The sequence below is a fragment of the Aeromicrobium sp. P2_G6 genome (genome assembly GCF_056403535.1).
The window spans coordinates 140206-157096 of the sequence record NZ_JBFUFH010000006.1; the positions used below are offsets into that span (position 1 = coordinate 140206).

19 protein-coding genes are annotated in these 16891 nt (G+C 69.1%); 7 read left to right on the plus strand and 12 right to left on the minus strand.

The genetic code is table 11. The annotated features are described in order from the left end of the window. Window positions 1-16 precede the first annotated feature (16 nt). Both AC1DVU_RS18485 and guaB read right to left on the minus strand, forming a co-directional pair. Complete coding sequence (locus AC1DVU_RS18485; RefSeq protein ID WP_476923939.1) at window positions 17-1162, minus strand: NYN domain-containing protein; 1146 nt, start codon at window positions 1160-1162, stop codon at window positions 17-19. Between the two features lie 46 nt (window positions 1163-1208). After that, window positions 1209-2720 (minus strand): IMP dehydrogenase, encoded by a 1512-nt coding sequence (gene guaB, locus AC1DVU_RS18490; protein WP_476923940.1) that lies wholly within the window; start codon window positions 2718-2720, stop codon window positions 1209-1211. A gap of 110 nt (window positions 2721-2830) precedes the next feature. On the opposite strand from guaB, the gene AC1DVU_RS18495 reads away from it, so the two are divergent. Continuing rightward, the gene (locus tag AC1DVU_RS18495; protein WP_476923941.1) at window positions 2831-3433 is read left to right on the plus strand and encodes a TetR/AcrR family transcriptional regulator; all 603 of its coding nucleotides are present in this window, start codon (window positions 2831-2833) and stop codon (window positions 3431-3433) included. Here AC1DVU_RS18495 and AC1DVU_RS18500 read toward each other — a convergent pair. From AC1DVU_RS18500 to groES, 4 genes are all read right to left on the minus strand, one after another. Beyond that, entirely contained in the window at window positions 3430-4410 is a 981-nt protein-coding gene (locus AC1DVU_RS18500; protein WP_476923942.1) for an ABC transporter substrate-binding protein, read from the minus strand. The genes AC1DVU_RS18495 and AC1DVU_RS18500 overlap by 4 nt on opposite strands. A 27-nt stretch (window positions 4411-4437) precedes the next feature. Further along, the gene (locus AC1DVU_RS18505) at window positions 4438-5850 is read right to left on the minus strand and encodes an RNB domain-containing ribonuclease (RefSeq protein WP_476923943.1); all 1413 of its coding nucleotides are present in this window, start codon (window positions 5848-5850) and stop codon (window positions 4438-4440) included. Between the two features lie 71 nt (window positions 5851-5921). Further along, complete coding sequence (gene groL, locus AC1DVU_RS18510) at window positions 5922-7526, minus strand: chaperonin GroEL (RefSeq protein ID WP_476923944.1); 1605 nt, start codon at window positions 7524-7526, stop codon at window positions 5922-5924. Between the two features lie 84 nt (window positions 7527-7610). Then, window positions 7611-7904 (minus strand): co-chaperone GroES, encoded by a 294-nt coding sequence (gene groES, locus AC1DVU_RS18515; protein WP_056209271.1) that lies wholly within the window; start codon window positions 7902-7904, stop codon window positions 7611-7613. A gap of 220 nt (window positions 7905-8124) precedes the next feature. Between groES and AC1DVU_RS18520 the strand changes: the two genes are divergently transcribed. The 5 genes from AC1DVU_RS18520 (at window position 8125) to AC1DVU_RS18540 (ending at window position 12224) form a co-directional block, all read left to right on the plus strand. Beyond that, complete coding sequence (locus tag AC1DVU_RS18520) at window positions 8125-9279, plus strand: class I SAM-dependent methyltransferase (protein ID WP_476923945.1); 1155 nt, start codon at window positions 8125-8127, stop codon at window positions 9277-9279. 85 nt (window positions 9280-9364) lie between these two features. Beyond that, complete coding sequence (locus tag AC1DVU_RS18525; protein WP_476923946.1) at window positions 9365-10081, plus strand: LamB/YcsF family protein; 717 nt, start codon at window positions 9365-9367, stop codon at window positions 10079-10081. Next, entirely contained in the window at window positions 10078-10662 is a 585-nt protein-coding gene (pxpB, locus tag AC1DVU_RS18530; protein ID WP_476923947.1) for a 5-oxoprolinase subunit PxpB, read from the plus strand. Before AC1DVU_RS18525 ends, pxpB begins: the two co-directional genes overlap by 4 nt. Then, entirely contained in the window at window positions 10659-11516 is an 858-nt protein-coding gene (locus AC1DVU_RS18535) for a 5-oxoprolinase subunit C family protein (protein WP_476923948.1), read from the plus strand. Before pxpB ends, AC1DVU_RS18535 begins: the two co-directional genes overlap by 4 nt. Before the next feature lie 27 nt (window positions 11517-11543). After that, window positions 11544-12224 (plus strand): hypothetical protein, encoded by a 681-nt coding sequence (locus AC1DVU_RS18540; protein ID WP_476923949.1) that lies wholly within the window; start codon window positions 11544-11546, stop codon window positions 12222-12224. On the opposite strand, the gene tsaD is transcribed toward AC1DVU_RS18540, so the two are convergent. Then, entirely contained in the window at window positions 12221-13267 is a 1047-nt protein-coding gene (tsaD, locus tag AC1DVU_RS18545) for a tRNA (adenosine(37)-N6)-threonylcarbamoyltransferase complex transferase subunit TsaD (RefSeq protein ID WP_476923950.1), read from the minus strand. The two genes, AC1DVU_RS18540 and tsaD, sit on opposite strands and share 4 nt — an antisense overlap. Window positions 13268-13470: 203 nt before the next feature. Here tsaD and AC1DVU_RS18550 point away from each other — a divergent pair, with 203 nt between their 5' ends. Then, complete coding sequence (locus tag AC1DVU_RS18550; protein ID WP_476923951.1) at window positions 13471-13971, plus strand: mycothiol transferase; 501 nt, start codon at window positions 13471-13473, stop codon at window positions 13969-13971. Between the two features lie 45 nt (window positions 13972-14016). Here AC1DVU_RS18550 and AC1DVU_RS18555 read toward each other — a convergent pair whose 3' ends face one another. From AC1DVU_RS18555 to tsaB, 5 genes are all read right to left on the minus strand, one after another. Next, on the minus strand, window positions 14017-14778 hold the full coding sequence (locus tag AC1DVU_RS18555; RefSeq protein ID WP_476923952.1) for a lysophospholipid acyltransferase family protein: 762 nt from the start codon (window positions 14776-14778) through the stop codon (window positions 14017-14019). 67 nt (window positions 14779-14845) lie between these two features. Further along, the gene (locus AC1DVU_RS18560) at window positions 14846-15238 is read right to left on the minus strand and encodes a DUF5709 domain-containing protein (protein WP_476923953.1); all 393 of its coding nucleotides are present in this window, start codon (window positions 15236-15238) and stop codon (window positions 14846-14848) included. Then, complete coding sequence (locus tag AC1DVU_RS18565; RefSeq protein ID WP_476923954.1) at window positions 15235-15645, minus strand: RidA family protein; 411 nt, start codon at window positions 15643-15645, stop codon at window positions 15235-15237. Before AC1DVU_RS18565 ends, AC1DVU_RS18560 begins: the two co-directional genes overlap by 4 nt. After that, complete coding sequence (locus AC1DVU_RS18570; protein ID WP_476923955.1) at window positions 15642-16073, minus strand: GNAT family N-acetyltransferase; 432 nt, start codon at window positions 16071-16073, stop codon at window positions 15642-15644. The genes AC1DVU_RS18565 and AC1DVU_RS18570 overlap by 4 nt, the downstream gene beginning before the upstream one ends. Beyond that, on the minus strand, window positions 16070-16705 hold the full coding sequence (gene tsaB / locus AC1DVU_RS18575; protein WP_476923956.1) for a tRNA (adenosine(37)-N6)-threonylcarbamoyltransferase complex dimerization subunit type 1 TsaB: 636 nt from the start codon (window positions 16703-16705) through the stop codon (window positions 16070-16072). Before tsaB ends, AC1DVU_RS18570 begins: the two co-directional genes overlap by 4 nt. Window positions 16706-16891 lie beyond the last annotated feature (186 nt).

Sequence of the window (16891 nt, forward strand, 5' to 3'; positions counted from 1 at the left end):
TGGCGGACCGGCCAACCTACTGGACGCCCCGCTGGATGTCGTCGAGCGACAGGTCGGGCAGCATCCCGGCCGGCTTGCTGGATCGGCGTACGAGCACCGGCTGGACGTCGTCGCTCTCGCGCGCCAGGGCGTACTGCGTGCCGGCCAGCGCGAACCTGAGCGCGCGCGACAGCGAGCTGACCCGTGCGTCGGAGGGGCTGAGCTTCGGCGCCGCTGCCTTGATCGCCATCGCGAGGATCGGCAGCGGGCCACCGTGGTTGGCCAGCTGGTCGCTGAAACTGCGTACCTTGGAGTCGGAGAGGACCTTCTTGACGATGGCTTTGTAGTCCTCAGGGGACGTCGCCGCGTCGGCGTGCACGACGGGGATCTCCTGCGCCAGGGCGTGCCAGTTGACCTTGCCCTTGCCCGCGGCGGCTGGTGCCTGGCTCGCGGCCTTCTTGGTCGCGGCCTTCTTGGCGGGCTCGGTCTTCTTGGCCGCGGCCTTCGCCGGCTCGTCCTGCTTGGCCGCTGACTTCTTCGCCGCGGCCTTCTTGGCCCGGGCCTCGGGCTGTTCCGGGGCTGCCGGCTTCTCCGCCGGCGCCTTGCGCGCAGCCTTGCGCGGACGGCTCTCGGTCGGCGCAGCCTGCTCGCCGGAGGAGAACAGCGGCTTGAGCGCTGCTGCCGGCGGCGGCTTCGCGGCCAGCTTGAGCGTGACGTACTGGTCGACCTCGCGCTCGAGGACGTTGTTGGGCCGGTGGTCGGGAAGCGTTGCACCGACCACGTACTTGTTGAGCTCGTGCAAGCGGCGCACCAGCGGCACGAAGTCGCCGTCGGCGGACACGATCACGAAGACGTCGATCTGCTCGAGCTCGGCAGCCACCCGGAGGCAGTCCACAACCAGCACGATGTCGGCGGCGTTCTTCTCGGCCTTGCTGACCGAGAAGACCTGCACGGTCTGCACGCCGGCACGTTCGACGTCGCGCCGATAGTCCTCGAGCCCGAGGGCGTTCCAGTCGGCGAAGGCCCGCGCTACCGCGATGCTGCCGCCGTCGGCTGCCAGGGCCGCGGCGGACTCGAGCTGCTTGAGGATGTCCTCCATCGACACATCAGGGATGTCGAGCTTGCCGTAACCCTTGAACAGGTTCTCGGCGTCGATGAAGACAGCGACATTGCGGGTGGCCACGAGACGAGGCTATCGGCCGTCGAACATGAGGTACGCGGGGCGCTGCTCAGCGCGACGAATAGTTGGGTGCCTCGGCGGTCATGTGGATGTCGTGCGGGTGGCTCTCCTTGAGCGACGCCGACGTGATGCGGACGAAGCGACCCTTGTCCTGCAGCTCGGGGATCGTCCGCGCGCCGACGTAGAACATCGACTGGTTGAGCCCGCCGATCAGCTGATGGGCGACCGCCGACAGCGGGCCGCGATAGGCGACCTGGCCCTCGACGCCCTCGGGGACGATCTGGTCGTCGCTCGTGATCTCGGCCTGGAAGTAGCGGTCCTTGGAGTAGGACTTCTTGCCCCGGCTGCTCATCGCACCGAGCGAGCCCATGCCGCGGTAGGCCTTGAACTGCTTGCCGTTGACGAAGACGACCTCGCCCGGAGACTCCTCGACACCGGCCAGCATCGAGCCGATCATGACGGTCTCGGCTCCGGCGACCAGCGCCTTGGCGATGTCGCCCGACTGCTGCAGGCCGCCGTCAGCGATCACGGGGACGCCGGCCGGCTTGGCGGCCAACGACGCCTCGTAGACGGCGGTGATCTGCGGGACGCCGCAGCCCGTGACGACGCGGGTCGTGCAGATCGAGCCAGGCCCGAAGCCCACCTTGACGGCATCCGAGCCGGCATCGACGAACGCCTGAGCGCCCTCGCGGGTCGCGACGTTGCCGCCGATGACCTGCACGTGGCGGGTGGCTGGATCGGTCTTGAGCCGCTTGACGATGTCGAGCAGCATCCGGACGTGGCCATGGGCGGTGTCGGCGACGAGCACGTCGACACCGGCCTCGATCAACGTCGTGGCACGCTCCCAGGCGTCGCCGAAGTAGCCGATCGCCGCGCCGACCATCAGGCGACCGTCAGCGTCCTTGGTGGCGTGCGGGAACTGCTCGGACTTGACGAAGTCCTTGACCGTGATCAGACCGCCGAGCCGACCGTCGTCGTCGATCAGAGGGAGCCGCTCGCGCTTGTGCTTGCGCAGCAGCAGCGTCGCCTCCTCGCGGTCGATGCCGACGTGCCCGGTGATCAACGGCATGGGGGTCATGACCTCGTCGACCTTGGTCGTGGCCCACTCGGCGACCGGGGTGAACCTCAGGTCGCGGTTGGTGATGATGCCGAGGAGCCGGCTGTCGGTGTCGACGACGGGCAGCCCGGAGACGCGGTACTCGCCGCAGATCCGGTCGAGCTCTTCGAGCGTCGCATCGGGGCCGATCGTCACGGGGTTGGAGATGATGCCGGTCTGGGTGCGCTTGACCAGGTCGACCTGGTAGGCCTGGTCCTCGAGCGACAGGTTGCGGTGCAGGACGCCGATGCCGCCCTGGCGGGCCATCGCGATCGCCATACGGGACTCGGTGACCGTGTCCATCGCGGCGCTGATCAGCGGGATCCTGAGATTGATCTCCCGCGTCAGACGAGACGTCGTGTCGATCTCGCTGGGATTGAGGTCGGAGAATCCAGGCAGCAGGAGGACGTCGTCGTACGTGAGTCCGAGGCTCGCAAACTTGTCAGGAATGCCCGTATGCTCCATTGCCACATCCTATCGCCCCGGCGAAGAGCCTCCGGGTCCCCAGCCGTGCCGGTGCGACCGGCATCACAGAAGAGCCGACATTGCACCCGTACCCGCAGTATGATGCCCCAATGGACCGCAAGCCAGGGCGCCCGAGGGCACTCACTGTCGACGTCATAGCGCAAGCCGCGCTTGACGACGGAATCGCCACGTTCAGTATGCCGTCGGTTGCCCGTCGGCTCGGGGTAGCTCATTCCGGTCTGTACCGCTACGTCGAAGATCGTGATGACCTGCTCCTCCGCGCACTCGACAAGGCCATCGTTGCCGCGACCTGGCCCGACGCTGACACGTCCTGGCAGGACCTGCTCAAGGGCATCGGCGACACCATCTGGCAGATGTGTGAGGAACATCCGGGCCTCGACACCGCTGCGCTCGGCGCACCGAAGTCACCTCGTGCCGTCGAAGACCGCATCGAGAAGTACATCGAGTCGCTCCAGCGCCAGGGCTTCGTCCTGGAGGATGCCGCCGTCGCCGTGGAGTTCGTCATCACCCTCGCGCTGACGGCCTCCGCCGAGATGCGCCGGCTCAAGGCAATCGAGAAGAGCCACGCCGACGGCCCCCGCGTGCCGGTCCTCAAGGCCTACGACACCGAAGAGGTGTGGCGCGGGCGCGGCTGGTACGACCGCAAGCTCGACATTGTCCTGACCGGCCTCGAGCAGCGCCGCTCCGCCTAGTACTTCTCAAGCTCGGTCGCGAGCCGGTTCATGATGTCCGCGTACGCGCGATAGCTGGGCGGCGCGACCGACGTCCACGGGATGTATGCCTTGTCCTTCGCTGCCTGCAGCGTCTGGAACACCGGCTGGTCGTCGAGGATCGCGAGGCCCGCCTTGCCGACCCGGTCGTCGTACAGCAGCACGTCACCGGGGTACTCGTCGGCGTTCTCCCAGCTCAGGGTCTGGAAGTAGCCGCCCTCGTCGGGCTTGGTCGGCACGACGATCGGCAGCTTGAGCTTGTCGCGCCAGAACTTCAGGTCGGGGCTGACATTGGGGTTGGAGACGTAGAAGACGTCCTTCGCCGGTGAACCGACCAGGATCTTCTTGCTGCCGAGGTCCTGGCCCGCCTGCTCGACCCGGTCCGCGGCTGCCGTGAAGTCGTCATGCGCCTTTTGCACCGTCGTCGAGTCGATGTCGGCGCCCAGGGCCTTGGCAGCCCGCTCGGTCGAGTCGAGCATCTGCGGCAGCGTCTTGCCGTCGAAGCTGACGACCAGGATCGGCGCGAGCTGCTTGAGCTTCTTCGCGGTCGCGTCGTTGAGGTACCAAAGGTCACTCTTGAGGTACGCGCTCGTCACGACGAGGTCCGGCTTGAGGCTCGCCGCCTTCTCGAGGTCGATCGAGCCGTACTCGCCGCCACCCGTGACGTCGGTGGCCTTGTCGATGTCGAGGCCGGCGACCTGTGAGTCCGGCTTGCCCTCGGCGTTCTTGAGCGGCCCGAACGTGCCGACGATCTCGTCGCCGAGCCCGAGGTCGGTCAGCGCTGCCGCGACCGAGGACTGAACTATGAGCCGCTTCGGCGCGTGGTCCAGGGAGATCGAGGTGCCGAGGTCGTCCCGGTACTTCCAGGGGCCAGAGCCCTCCTCGTCGGGCGCGGACGTGCCGCAGGCGGCGAGCGCCAGGAGCATGAGTACAGAGACAGCCGTCAAGATCTTCTTCATAAGGGCAGCCTAACCTAATGAAATCACCTACTCGGCAGGACCCCCAAAGCTGAACTCGACCTCGCGCCGCACCTCATCGACGCGGGTCAGACGTACGCTGACCTGCGCACCTTCACGCAGGCCGGCGCCTTGGCAGCGGGCAACGGCCGGCGGTTCGCGCAGCATGACGTCGCCGCCCTCACGGTCCGCATGCACCACGACAGCCTCGAACGACTCGCCGACCCGCCCGGCCAGCGCCCACACCTCGGCCTGGTCGATGCAGGTGCGGTCGGCCTTGGACGCGCGCTGGTCCGACGTCCGCATGATCTCCGGCAACGACGGCAGCGCCTCGCGCACCCAGTCCGGGACAGCCCGTTTCTCGCAGATCGCCAGGCACACCTCGGTGCCGAAACGATCGGCCAGCCGCCTCAGGGGCGCGGTCACGTGTGCGTAGGGAGCCCCGACACCGGCATGGTCGACCTGCGCCGGGACCGACCCGTCAAATGCCTCGTAGCCGGCCCCGCGGAGCAAGCGGGTCGCCTCCGTCATGAGCGCGACGGAGGCAGGGAGGTCCGGGTCGAGCGCCAGCAGCACGTGCGCTGGCGTGGCGCCGTCGGGCACCGGGATCTGGAGCGCCCGCGCGGTGCGCAGGAAATCCCGCTCGGCACGTTCGTCGGCAGGCGGGAGCGTACGCAGGAGGCCGACCTGCGCCTCGAGCATCAGCTGGGCGGCCGCCATGCCGGTCAACAGGGAGACCTCGGCATTCCAGCCGTCGACCTCCGTGCGGACCCGCATCACGACCTTCCAATCGTCGCCGTCCCGCTCGACCTCCTGCTCCGGCAGGGCAAGCTCGAGCGCGCCCCGGTCGACGCGTACCTTCTGGCGGAGTCGGCCCAGATCGGCGAGGGGCTCGATCGACGGGTGCGGCGAGCCGGCGTCGAACGACTGCTGCACGCCCTCGTAGTCGAGCTGTGCCACGGACTTCACGAGCGCGCGGCGTACGGACACGTTGCTGAGGGCTCCGTCGGCGGCGACGTCGACGGTCCACAGGGCGGCACCACGTACCTGGTCGGCGAGCAGGCTCAGCGCATCTTCGGACAGCGTCGGCGGGTGCAGGGGGACCCGCCCGTCAGGCAGGTAGATCGTCTGGCCCCGGCGTCTCGCCTCGGTGTCTACCGCACCACCCGGCGGGATCGCCGCGCCCAGGTCGGCGATCGCGTAGTGGACCGTGAAGCCGTCGCCGGCGCGCTCGAGGAACATCGCCTGGTCCAGGTCCCTGGCACCGGGCGGGTCGATCGTGACGAAGGGGATCGCGGTCGCGTCCTCGACATCTGGTCGGTCAGCGGAAGCGATCGTGGCGGCCTCGGCGAGCACGTCCGGCGGGAAGCGGTCAGTCTCGGCTGCGGGCGGGAGGTCGAACTCGGCACGTACGCCCTCGAAGTCGTGCCGTGGAGTGCTCACCCCGACGAATCTAGCGGGATACGAGAAAGCGGGCCCCACCCGAAGGTGGGGCCCGCCGTCATCGGTCAGATTCAGTGATTGTGACCGGCGTGCGCGTCGGCGGCTTCTTCGGCCGGCTTCTCGACGATCAGCGTCTCGGTCGTGAGCAGCATCGCGGTGATCGACGCGGCGTTGGCCAGCGCGGAGCGCGTGACCTTGACCGGGTCGAGGACACCCTGGGCGACCAGGTCGCCGTACTGCTCGGTGGCCGCGTTGTAGCCCTGGCCGCTCTCGCGGACCTTGTTGACGACGACCTCGCCGGAGACGCCGCCGTTGCGGGCGATCCACTCGAGCGGGGCGTCGGCACCGATGCGGACGATGCGGACACCGATAGCCTCGTCACCGGTCAGGCCGAGGTTGTCGTCCAGCACCGAGACGGCGTGGACGAGAGCCGAGCCGCCGCCGGCGACGATGCCCTCCTCGATCGCCGCGCGAGTCGCCGAGACGGCGTCCTCGATGCGGTGCTTCTTCTCCTTGAGCTCGACCTCGGTCGCTGCGCCGACCTTGATGACGCAGACACCGCCGGCGAGCTTGGCGAGGCGCTCCTGGAGCTTCTCGCGGTCCCAGTCGGAGTCGGTGCTCTCGATCTCAGCCTTGATCTGGCTGACCCGGCCATCGACCTCGGCCTTGTCGCCGCCGCCGTCGATGATCGTGGTGTCGTCCTTGGTGATGACGACGCGGCGAGCCGTGCCGAGCACCTCGAGGCCGATCTGGTCGAGCTTGAGGCCGACGTCAGGCGTGACGACCTGCGCGCCGGTGAGGGTCGCGATGTCCTGCAGCATGGCCTTGCGGCGGTCACCGAACGCAGGCGCCTTGACGGCGGCCGAGGTGAACGTGCCGCGGATCTTGTTGACGACGATCGTCGACAGCGCTTCGCCGTCGACGTCCTCGGCGATGATGAACAGCGGCTTGCCGGCCTGGACGACCTTCTCGAGGATCGGGAGCAGGTCGCTCACCGACGAGATCTTGCCCTGGTTGACGAGGATGTAGGGATCGTCGAGGACGGTCTCCATGCGCTCGGTGTCCGTGACGAAGTAAGGCGACAGGTAGCCCTTGTCGAACTGCATGCCCTCGGTGAACTCGAGCTCGGTGCCCATCGTGTTGGACTCCTCGACCGTGATCACGCCGTCCTTGCCGACCTTGTCGAAGGCCTCGGCGATGAGCTGGCCGATGACGCCGTCACGCGAGGAGACGGTTGCGACGTCGGTCATGTCCTTGACGTCGTCGACGTCGCGGGCAACCTCGTGCAGGCGCTTGACGACGGCCTCGACGGCAGCCTCGATGCCCTTCTTGAGGCCGACTGGGTTGGCGCCGGCGGCGACGGCGCGGAGGCCCTCGTGGACCATGGCCTGGGCCAGGACGGTCGCGGTCGTCGTGCCGTCACCGGCGACGTCGTTGGTCTTGGTGGCGACTTCCTTGGCCAGCTGGGCGCCGAGGTTCTCGAACGGGTCGTCGAGCTCGACCTCACGGGCGACGGTCACACCGTCGTTGGTGATCGTGGGTGCGCCCCACTTCTTGTCGAGGACGACATAGCGACCCTTGGGGCCGAGGGTCACCTTGACGGTGTTGGCGAGCTTGTCGACGCCGCGCTCGAGCGAGCGGCGGGCGTTCTCGTCGAATTCGAGAATCTTGGGCATTGTCAGCTTCTTTCAAAAATTTTGGGTGCGACGGGGGGAACGTGAGAAGCCCCGGCGCCCACGGAGGGGCGCCGGGGCGTCAGATCACGAAACGACAGCGAGGACGTCGCGAGCGGACAGGATGAGGTACTCCTGGCCGTCGTACTTGACCTCGGTGCCGCCGTACTTGCTGAAGATGACCTTGTCGCCGACGGCGACGTCAAGAGGAACGCGGTTGCCGTTGTCGTCGACCCGACCGGGTCCTACGGCGATGACGTTGCCCTCCTGGGGCTTCTCCTTGGCAGTGTCCGGGATGACCAGACCTGATGCAGTGGTCTGCTCGGCTTCGACAGCCTGGATGACCAGGCGATCCTCGAGCGGCTTGATGGTGACCGACACGTGTCGACCTCCCCTTTCAGGCGGTGGAACGTTGGACGCTGGTGGGCACGCCGTCGCGGGGGTCGTACTCACCGATGCTTGGCACTCTCATGGCGAGAGTGCCAGTACGAAATCTAGCACGGTGCTGGCACTCGACCCAAGGGAGTGCTAAACGCGAGTTCAAGGCTCGCTCGCCCCACGTCGTCCACGTATGTGTGTCCGGCACGGCAGACTGCTCTCCATGGATCTGGCGACGTTCGAGCAGCTGCTGTCCCCTGCGGGCCAGCTGTTGCTCGACGAGGTCGCCGAGCGGGCCGGCGTCGAGTCGGACCTGGCGCTGGGCACCCGGCTCCGCAAGACGTACGCCTCAGAGCTCGTCGCGGCCGCGGTGACGCAGAACCACCTGCGCGGCAAGGCCGTGCCGAAGTTCGGCGCCGACGCAGCGCGGATGTACTTCACCCACGTCGCCCTCGAGCAGTCGACGCGTATGCCGGTGGCCACGCACCGCGCCGCCCGGCTTGCGTCCACCGGCGCCACGGCCGTCGTCGATCTCGGCTGTGGCATCGGCGGCGACCTGGTCGCGCTGGCACGTGCTGGCCTGCGGGTACGCGGTGTCGAGCTCGATCCCGTACGCGCCGCGATCGCGTCGGCCAACCTGCGGGCGCTCGACCTCGACGGCGACGTCATGTGCGAGGACGCCCGCTCGGTCGACATCGGTGCTGACGAGGTCGCCTTCATCGACCCGGCCCGCCGCGACGGCCGAGGGCGTACGTTCTCGACCTCCGACCTGCAGCCGCCGTGGGACTGGGTGCGCGAGCTGCTGGCGGGCAGAGCCGTCGCCAAGCTCATGCCCGGTCTCGCCCACGACGCGGTGCCGCGTGGCGTCGAGGCCGAATGGGTCAGCGACGGCGGCAGCCTCGTCGAGGCATGCCTGTGGGGCGCGCCGTTCGCGACCGCGACCCGCAGGGCCACCGTGCTGCCCTCCGGCGCAGGGCTGGTCTCGACCGGCGAGCCCGTGGCGGTTGCGGACGTCGGGGCATACCTCTATGAGCCGGACGACGCCGTCATCCGCGCGGGCCTGGTCAGCGAGCTCGCCGCGACGATCGGCGGCTGGCTGCCCGACCCGCACATCGCGTACGTCGCCTCGGACGGCGCCCATGCGACACCGCTGGCGCGCGGGTTCCGGATCGTCGACGAGCTGCCGTTCCGCGAGAAGCCGCTCAAGGCCGCGCTGCAGGTGAGGCGGATCGGGACGCTGACGGTCAAGAAGCGCGGCGTCGACATCGTCCCCGAGGAGCTGATCCGCCGGCTCAAGCTCAAGGGGCCCAACACCGCGACGATCATCATGACGCGCGTCCTGGGCGACGGCCGGGCATACCTCGTCGAACGCCTCTGAACCTCCCAGATTTGGATTCTCGTGCACCATGGCCGACTACTTCGTGGTGCGCCGGCATCCAAATCTCGGGGCATAGGCTGGCGGCATGCGGATCGACCTCAACGCCGATCTCGGCGAGTCGTGGCCTCGCTGGGAGTCCGGCGAGGACATCGCGCTGCTCGACGTCGTCACGAGCGCCAACGTGTGCTGCGGCGCGTACGCCGGAGATGCCGAGCTCATGCGGGCGACCTGCGAGGCGGCCGTCGCCAAGGGCGTCGCGATCGGCGCGCAGGTCGGCTACCCGGACCGCGACAACTTCGGCCGCGTTCATCTCGACCTGCCGTCGGCGGAGCTCACCGGCGAGGTGCTGAGCCAGCTGCTGCTGCTCGACGAGATCGCGCGGGCGGCCGGCGGCATCGTCTCGTACGTCAAGCCGCATGGCGCGCTCTACAACACGATCGTCGACGACGACGTCCAGGCGCAGGCCGTGGTGGACGCGCTCCAGAGTCTCGCGACACCACTCCCCCTGCTGGGCCTGCCGGGCTCGGTGTCGCTGTCGATCGCCGAGGCGTCCGGCATCCCGATCATCCGCGAAGGCTTCGCCGATCGTGCGTACACCTCCGACGGCCGGCTCGTGCCCCGCAGCGAGCCCGGTGCAGTGCTCGACGATCCCGCCGCCGTGGCGGCGCAGGCAGTCAAGTTGCTCGACAGCGTCTCGTCGATCTGCGTGCACAGCGACAGTCCCGGCGCGGTCGACCTCGCACGCGCCGTGCGCTCCGCCCTCGAGGCGCACGGTGCCGAGCTGACGAGCGTCGTGCCATGAACCTCAAGGCGTACGGCGACACCGCGGTGCTGCTCGACTGCGAGACCCTCGACGAGGCGCAGCGCTGGTTCGCCGCCCTGCACCACGACGCCGAGGCGGTGCTGGGCGCCCGGAGCGTGCTTCTTCTCGGCGAGCCTGCGACGCTGCGTTCGCTGGTTGAGCGGACGACCCCGGCGGACCTGAGGACGGCCATCGACGGGCGGGAGGTCGAGATCCCCGTCGTCTATGACGGTGCCGACCTCGAGGATGTCGCGCGACTCACCGGCCTGGCCGCAGATGAGGTCATCCAGGCCCATACCGGTGCGCCGTGGACCGTGGCATTCGGTGGCTTCGCGCCCGGCTTCTCCTACCTGGTCGGCAGCGACCCACGTCTGCACGTGCCGCGCCGCGACTCACCACGAGGCCGGGTGCCGGCGGGATCGGTGGGGCTCGCCGGGGAGTTCAGCGGCGTGTACCCCCGGGAGTCCCCGGGTGGCTGGCAGCTCATCGGCCACACCGACCTGACGATGTGGGACACGACCCGTGATGAGCCGGCGCTGCTCACCGCCGGGATGACCGTCAGATTCGTCGTCGCGCCGTGACGCTCGTCGTGGAGGCGCCCGCGCTGCGGAGCCTGGTGCAGGACCTCGGCCGCCCGGGACTCGGCCACCTCGGGGTCAGCCCGTCCGGCGCGTTCGACCGTTCAGCCCTGCGCCAGCTCAACCTCGTGCTCGGCAACGATCCTGGCGCCGCGGCGCTCGAAGTGCTCGGAGGCGGACTCATGCTGCGGGCCGAGACGTCCGCGTGGGTCGCGGTCACCGGCGGAGCCGGGCCGATCACGATCGACGGCGACCCCGCGGCGTACGGGCGGGCAATCCCCCTGCATGCCGGTCAACGGCTGGCGCTCGGCCGCCCGAGCGCGGGCCTGCGGGCGTACGTCGGGGTGGCCGGCGGGTTCGCCGTCCCGCAGGAGCTCGGCTCGCGTGCGACCGACACGCTGGCCGGGCTCGGGCCCCCACCGCTGGGCACCGGCGACCGGCTGGAGATCGGGTCGCCGAACCATCCGCCGGACATCGAGGACATCCCACCGATCGCCCACACCGGCGAACTGACCCTCGACGTGGCACTCGGTCCGCGGGATGACTGGTTCACCCCGGCAGCCGTCCGCCGACTGCTGGAGGCGCCTTGGCAGGTCAGCCCGGCATCGGACCGCGTCGGCGTACGACTGACCGGTCCCGTGCTCGAGCGCACCCGCACCGGCGAGCTGCCGAGCGAGCCGTGCGTGCGTGGCAGCATCCAGGTGACGACGGACGGCCAGCCGATCGTGTTCGGCCCGGATCACCCGGTGACCGGGGGCTATCCGGTCATCGCGGTCGTGCTGGACCGGCACACCGACTGGCTCGCGCAAGCAGCACCGGGGCAGGTCGTACGATTCCGTCGCATTTCACTGCCGTGACCTCGCCAGTCCGACAGGATGCACGACATGAAGAACCTGCGCGGCCTGGTCACGAAGCTCGTCATCGTCTCGTTCACGATCGCTGCTGCGCTCGGGATCGCCGCCCTCCTCCTCGGCGCCGGCATCGGTGAGACCGAGGCCAACATCCTCCTGACCACCGTGATCGTGGGCGCCGAGTCCGTCGCGGTGCTGTGCTACCTGTCCGTCGCCGAGCGGCCGACGGCCTGGGTCGGCGTCATGGGCGCCGGGGTGTCGGTCGTGCCGTTCGCGCTGGGGCTGCGGCTGACGTGGGAGACGATCGACGACAACGACGGACTGTGGCAGGCGTTCGGCGCCGGTGTCACGATCGCCGCGTCCCTCGCGCAGGTATGCCTGTTGCTGGCGCTGGTCGGCCGCCGCCGGATCGGTCCTGCGCTCATCGGCACGATGGTCGCGATCGCCGTGGTGGCAGCCATGATCGTCGTCGCGATCGTCAACGGTGAGGACCTCGACGACACGTACTGGCGGATCTTCGGAGTCGTGGCGATCCTCGACGTGCTGGGCACCGTGGTCCTGTCCGCGCTGGCCGCGTTCGGGCGGGGACGGCCGAGCGGCGAACCGGAGCTGCTGACCACCGCTCTCGAGTCGCGGGTCATCGATGCGGCCGCGAAGCGCGGCATGAGCCCGAGCGAGCTGATCAGCCAGGCGCTCGACGATTTCTTGCGCTAGGCGGCGACGACGGACGTGACGGGCATGCTGGAGTCGGCCGGCAGGTCCAGTCGGGACGGCGGCAGCCCACGGCGTACGACCTCGGCACCGAGAGCCGCGACCATCGCGCCGTTGTCGGTGCACAGTCCCATGCGGGGCACGCGGACCCGGATGCCGGCCTTGGCCGCACGCTCCTCGGCGAACTGGCGCAGTCGACCGTTGGCGGCCACGCCTCCGCCGATGATGAGCGTCTTGACGTCGTGGTCGAGGCACGCGTCGATGGCCTTCTTGGTCAACACGTCGCAGACCGAGTCCTGGAACGATGCCGCGATGTCGGCGACCTCGAACGTACGGCCCATACGGTCCTCGTGCTGCACGTGGCGCGCGACGGCGCTCTTGAGACCCGAGAACGAGAAGTCGTAGCGGTGCTTGTCGAGGTCTCGCCCGCCGGTGAGGCCCCGCGGGAACGCGATGGTCGTTGGGTCGCCGTCGCGGGCGACGCGGTCGATGTGCGGGCCGCCGGGATAGGGCAGTCCGAGGAGTCGCGCGACCTTGTCGAACGCCTCGCCTGCCGCGTCGTCGATCGTCTGCCCGAGCAGCGTGATGCCGGTGACGATGTCGTCGACGAGCAGGATCTCGGTGTGGCCGCCGCTCACGAGCAGCGCGACGACCCGCTCGTCGAACCGGCCGTGCTCGAGCTGGTCGACCGCGACGTGGGCGGCGAGGTGGTTGACCCCGTAGAGCGGCTTGTCGTGCGCGAGCGCGAGCGCCTTGGCCGCGGCTACACCGACCAGCAGCGCTCCGGTCAGTCCCGGCCCGCTGGTCACGGCGATCGCGTCGACGTCCTGCACGCGTACGCCCGACTCCGCGTAAGCCTGCTCGAGCGTCGGGACCATGGCCTCGAGGTGGGCACGGCTCGCGACCTCGGGGACGATGCCGCCGAAGCGTACGTGCTGCTCCATGCTCGACGAGAGCGCGTGGGCCAGCAGCTCCGTGCCGCGCACAATGCCCACACCGGTCTCGTCGCAGGACGACTCGATGCCCATCACCAACGGTTCACTCACGCCGCCACCTCCGTTGAAGAACCCACGCTACGGATGCGTCGGCGTGAAGCTGTCTCATGGTTCGCTCGCTGCGCTCGCTCACGCCGCCACCTCCGTTGAAGAACCCACGCTACGGATGCGTCGGCGTAAAGCTGTCTGATGGTTCGCTCGCTGCGCTCGCTCACGGGGCCATTCTGACAGGCCCCGTGTGACAGGGTGGACCAATGGTTCGCACCGATACTCCTCCGGCTGGCGACGAACGCTCCGTCATGATGCAGATGCTGGAGTACGTCCAGCAGACCGCACTGTTCAAGGTGCGTGGTCTGACGGAGGAGCTGGCCCGCACAGCACCGATCCCGACCTCACCGCTGACCAATCCAGCGTCGCTGCTCAACCACCTCCGCTGGAACGAGCACTACTGGGTCGAGGTCGTGATCCTGGGCCGTGAGGACCGCGCCCCATGGAGCGAAGAACGTCCCGACGGTGAGCTGGAGGCCGGGCTCGAGATACCGCTCCAGGAGGTCATCGACGGCTACTCCGAGCAGGTGCAGCTCAGCCGTACGCTGCTCGCCGATCTCGACTTCGACGCCGAGACTGACAAGGTGCTCAAGGACTTCCATCCCAACGTCCGCTGGGTCGTCGCGCACCTCATCGAGGAGACCGCGCGGCACAACGGCCACCTCGACCTGCTGCGCGAGATGGCCGACGGCTCAGTCGGCGACTAGTCAGCCCCCCGCTGGGAGTGACGCGGGGACACTGCCAGCGAGGAGTTACTCCGCCTGCTTGGCGGCGCGGCGGGCGGCGCGGGCGAGCAGCTCTTCCTCGTCGAGCTTCTTGGCCTGCTCCGGTGTCGGGGCGGTGCCGCCGTGGCGCGCCGGCGCCCACCACTGGCCCTCGGGACTGAGGGGGTAGTCGGCGATCGCCTTGTCGAGCAGCTCGGTCATGGCTTCGCGCAGCAGCGCCGTTTCCGCGACCGGGTCCTCACCCGTGACCTCGAGCGGTGCACCGACGTGCAGGCCGATCGTCTTCCCGCGGCCCTTCATGTCAGAGGGGTGGTCCTTGGTCTTGAGCAGCTGGGTCCCCCACGTGACCATCGGGATCAGCGGGACGCCGGCCTCGGCCGCCATGCGTACGGCGCCGGTCTTGAGCTCCTTGATGTCGAACGAGCGACTGATCGTGGCTTCGGGGAAGATGCCGACGATCTCGCCGTTGCGGGCGTAGTCGACCGCCTGGTCGTACGACGCCTGCCCGTTCTCACGGTCCACCGAGATGTGGTGGAGAGAGCGCATGATCGGCCCGGAGATCTTGTGGTCGAACGCTTCCTTCTTGGCCATGAAACGTACGAGCCGGCCGCTCGGCTGGGCCGCGAAGCCGTCGAAGATGAAGTCGACGTAGCCGATGTGGTTGGCCGCGAGGATCGCTCCGCCGGTGCGCGGGATGTGCTCGGTGCCGGACATCTGGAACTTCATGCCGAGGGTCTTGAACAGCGTCTTGGCGGTCAGGATCACCGGAGGGTACGTGAAGTCGCGCATCAGATCAGCCTAGTGGACACGCGTGCACCGACACGATGATCGAGAGCAGGCTCACGCCCTCCCCCGCTCAGTCCTCGTCGATGACGTGAACGGCTGCCTCTTCGGCGCTCGCTGCGGCACCGTCGATGCCGACGTCCTCGCCGACCAGGTCCTTCTCGGTGTCCTCGCCGAAGCCCTCGTCGGGGCCGACCAGACGCCCGGCCCGCTGCGAGCCGACCTCGCCGTCGTCGAGGTCCTCACCGACCTCGGCGTACGGATCGGTGTCCGGCTCCTCCTGCCGCAGGCGCTCGTCGAGGGACTCGCCCTGCAGCGCTTCGTCTGCCGTCGTGCCGAAGCCCTCGCCGCGGTAGCTCTCCGGCGGGGAGTAGCCCGAGTCGAGGGTCTCGTCGGGATCGTCGAAGATCGCGTCCTGGTCGAGGGCGTCGCTGTCGTCGTCGAAGGTGTCAGGAGTCTCGGTCATGAACCCAGCCTTGCACGCCAACCCGAGGACGCAATGTGTGCGTCGATCTCTACCTCGACGAGGTGCTCGGGTCTCGCAAGTGCGACGACCTGCACCATCGTGGCAACGGGTCGTACGACGTCGAAGATCTCCTTGTGGGCCCGGCTGACCGCGTCGAAGTCCGCGATGTCGGTGACGTACATCCGCGTACGGACGACGTGCTGCGTCTCCATGCCCGCCGAGCCGAGGGCCGCCAGCGCGATCCCGAACGCGACCCGGGCCTGTTCGTACGCATCGCCGACGCCGACGACCTCGCCGTTGACCGTTGCCGTGGTGCCCGCGACCCACGCGCTGTTGCCGACCCGGACGGCGCGGGAGTAGCCCACGACGTCCTCGAACGGCGATGGCGAGCTGACGTTCTTCCTCATCCGACCTCCTCGAGATCGAGCTGCATGACGAGCGCATCGACGCCGCCACGGTAGTAGCCGGCGCGCCGGCTGATCGTCGTGAACCCGTACGTCTCGTAAAAGCCGAGCGCTGCGTCGTTGTCAGCGGCCACCTCGAGCAGGATGCGGGAGGCGCCCTGCGCGCGGGCGGCCGCGCAGAGTGCGTCGAGCAGCCGTCGCGCGATTCCCTGGCGGCGACGCGACGGCATCACGGCGATGCGCTCGAGGTCGGCGACGTCACCGGCAACGGCAATCGCCCCATAAGCATCCAGGCCGTCGACCAGCACGGTGTTGCGGTCCCCCTCGACCGAGGCGGTCACCAGGTCCTCGCTCCAGGCGTCGGGGCCGAAGCAGGCACGCTCGATCACCGTGATCGCGTCGATCTCGGTGGGCATCGCCACGTGGATCATGCGCGCTTGGTCGCGACCTGCGGGGTGGCGTCGGGGCGCCGGAGGTAGAGCGGTTCGAGCGGCAGGGCCTGCACCGTGCCGGCAACCACGATCCTCGCGAGCGCTGCGGCACGCGGATCCTTCGAGTCGCCTGCGGCACGGAGAACGCCGTCGTAGAGCTCGCCACCCCGACCGTACGTCGGCAGATCCGGGTGCCGCGTCGCGAGATCGGCCGGGAAGTCGACATGTGGACCGTCGAGGCGTACGTGATCGGCCCCGTAACGGGCCCAGTAGACCTCCTTGCGCCGCGCGTCGGTGGCGACGAGGAACTCGCCTTCGACCTGGGTGTCGGCGGCGATGATGTCGAGGGTGCAGACGCCATGGGTCGTCAGTCCCAGCGTCGAGCCGAGCGTCAGCGCCGTCACGACGCCGACGCGGAGGCCGGTGAACGGTCCTGGTCCAACGCCGACGGCGACGTCGGTGAGGTCGGCCATCGTGGCGCCGGCCTGGGCCACGGCGTCACGGATCGCGGGCGCGAGCAGCTCGCCGTGTGCCATCGCGCCCTCGCCGGCCGCCTCGCCGACGACGCGCTCGCCGTCGTGGACGGCAACCGTGATGGCCGGGGTGGCGGTGTCGAACGCAAGCAGCAGCACGCCATGAACCCTAACGCTGACGCGTGGGTTACGACCCGTGAGGCGTGGGTTACGACCCGTGAGGCGTGGGTTACGACCAGCGAAGCGCGGGTTACGACCAGCGAGGCGCTGGCTGTACCGGGGCGCAACCCGCCCCCTGCTCGCAGAGCTCGCGGGGGGACCCCCAGCGTCAGCGGGCACAACCCA

Excerpts from the sequence above, each read along its gene's own strand:
- pxpB (WP_476923947.1), top strand. The coding sequence starts at position 10,078 with ATGAACCTCAAGGCGTACGGCGACACCGCGGTGCTGCTCGACTGCGAG.
- AC1DVU_RS18500 (WP_476923942.1), bottom strand. The coding sequence starts at position 4,410 with ATGAAGAAGATCTTGACGGCTGTCTCTGTACTCATGCTCCTGGCGCTC.
- AC1DVU_RS18570 (WP_476923955.1), bottom strand. The coding sequence starts at position 16,073 with ATGATCCACGTGGCGATGCCCACCGAGATCGACGCGATCACGGTGATC.
- AC1DVU_RS18525 (WP_476923946.1), top strand. The coding sequence starts at position 9,365 with ATGCGGATCGACCTCAACGCCGATCTCGGCGAGTCGTGGCCTCGCTGG.
- AC1DVU_RS18550 (WP_476923951.1), top strand. The coding sequence starts at position 13,471 with ATGGTTCGCACCGATACTCCTCCGGCTGGCGACGAACGCTCCGTCATG.
- AC1DVU_RS18495 (WP_476923941.1), top strand. The coding sequence starts at position 2,831 with ATGGACCGCAAGCCAGGGCGCCCGAGGGCACTCACTGTCGACGTCATA.
- AC1DVU_RS18540 (WP_476923949.1), top strand. The coding sequence starts at position 11,544 with ATGAAGAACCTGCGCGGCCTGGTCACGAAGCTCGTCATCGTCTCGTTC.
- AC1DVU_RS18565 (WP_476923954.1), bottom strand. The coding sequence starts at position 15,645 with ATGAGGAAGAACGTCAGCTCGCCATCGCCGTTCGAGGACGTCGTGGGC.
- AC1DVU_RS18555 (WP_476923952.1), bottom strand. The coding sequence starts at position 14,778 with ATGCGCGACTTCACGTACCCTCCGGTGATCCTGACCGCCAAGACGCTG.
- groL (WP_476923944.1), bottom strand. The coding sequence starts at position 7,526 with ATGCCCAAGATTCTCGAATTCGACGAGAACGCCCGCCGCTCGCTCGAG.
- AC1DVU_RS18520 (WP_476923945.1), top strand. The coding sequence starts at position 8,125 with ATGGATCTGGCGACGTTCGAGCAGCTGCTGTCCCCTGCGGGCCAGCTG.
- guaB (WP_476923940.1), bottom strand. The coding sequence starts at position 2,720 with ATGGAGCATACGGGCATTCCTGACAAGTTTGCGAGCCTCGGACTCACG.
- AC1DVU_RS18560 (WP_476923953.1), bottom strand. The coding sequence starts at position 15,238 with ATGACCGAGACTCCTGACACCTTCGACGACGACAGCGACGCCCTCGAC.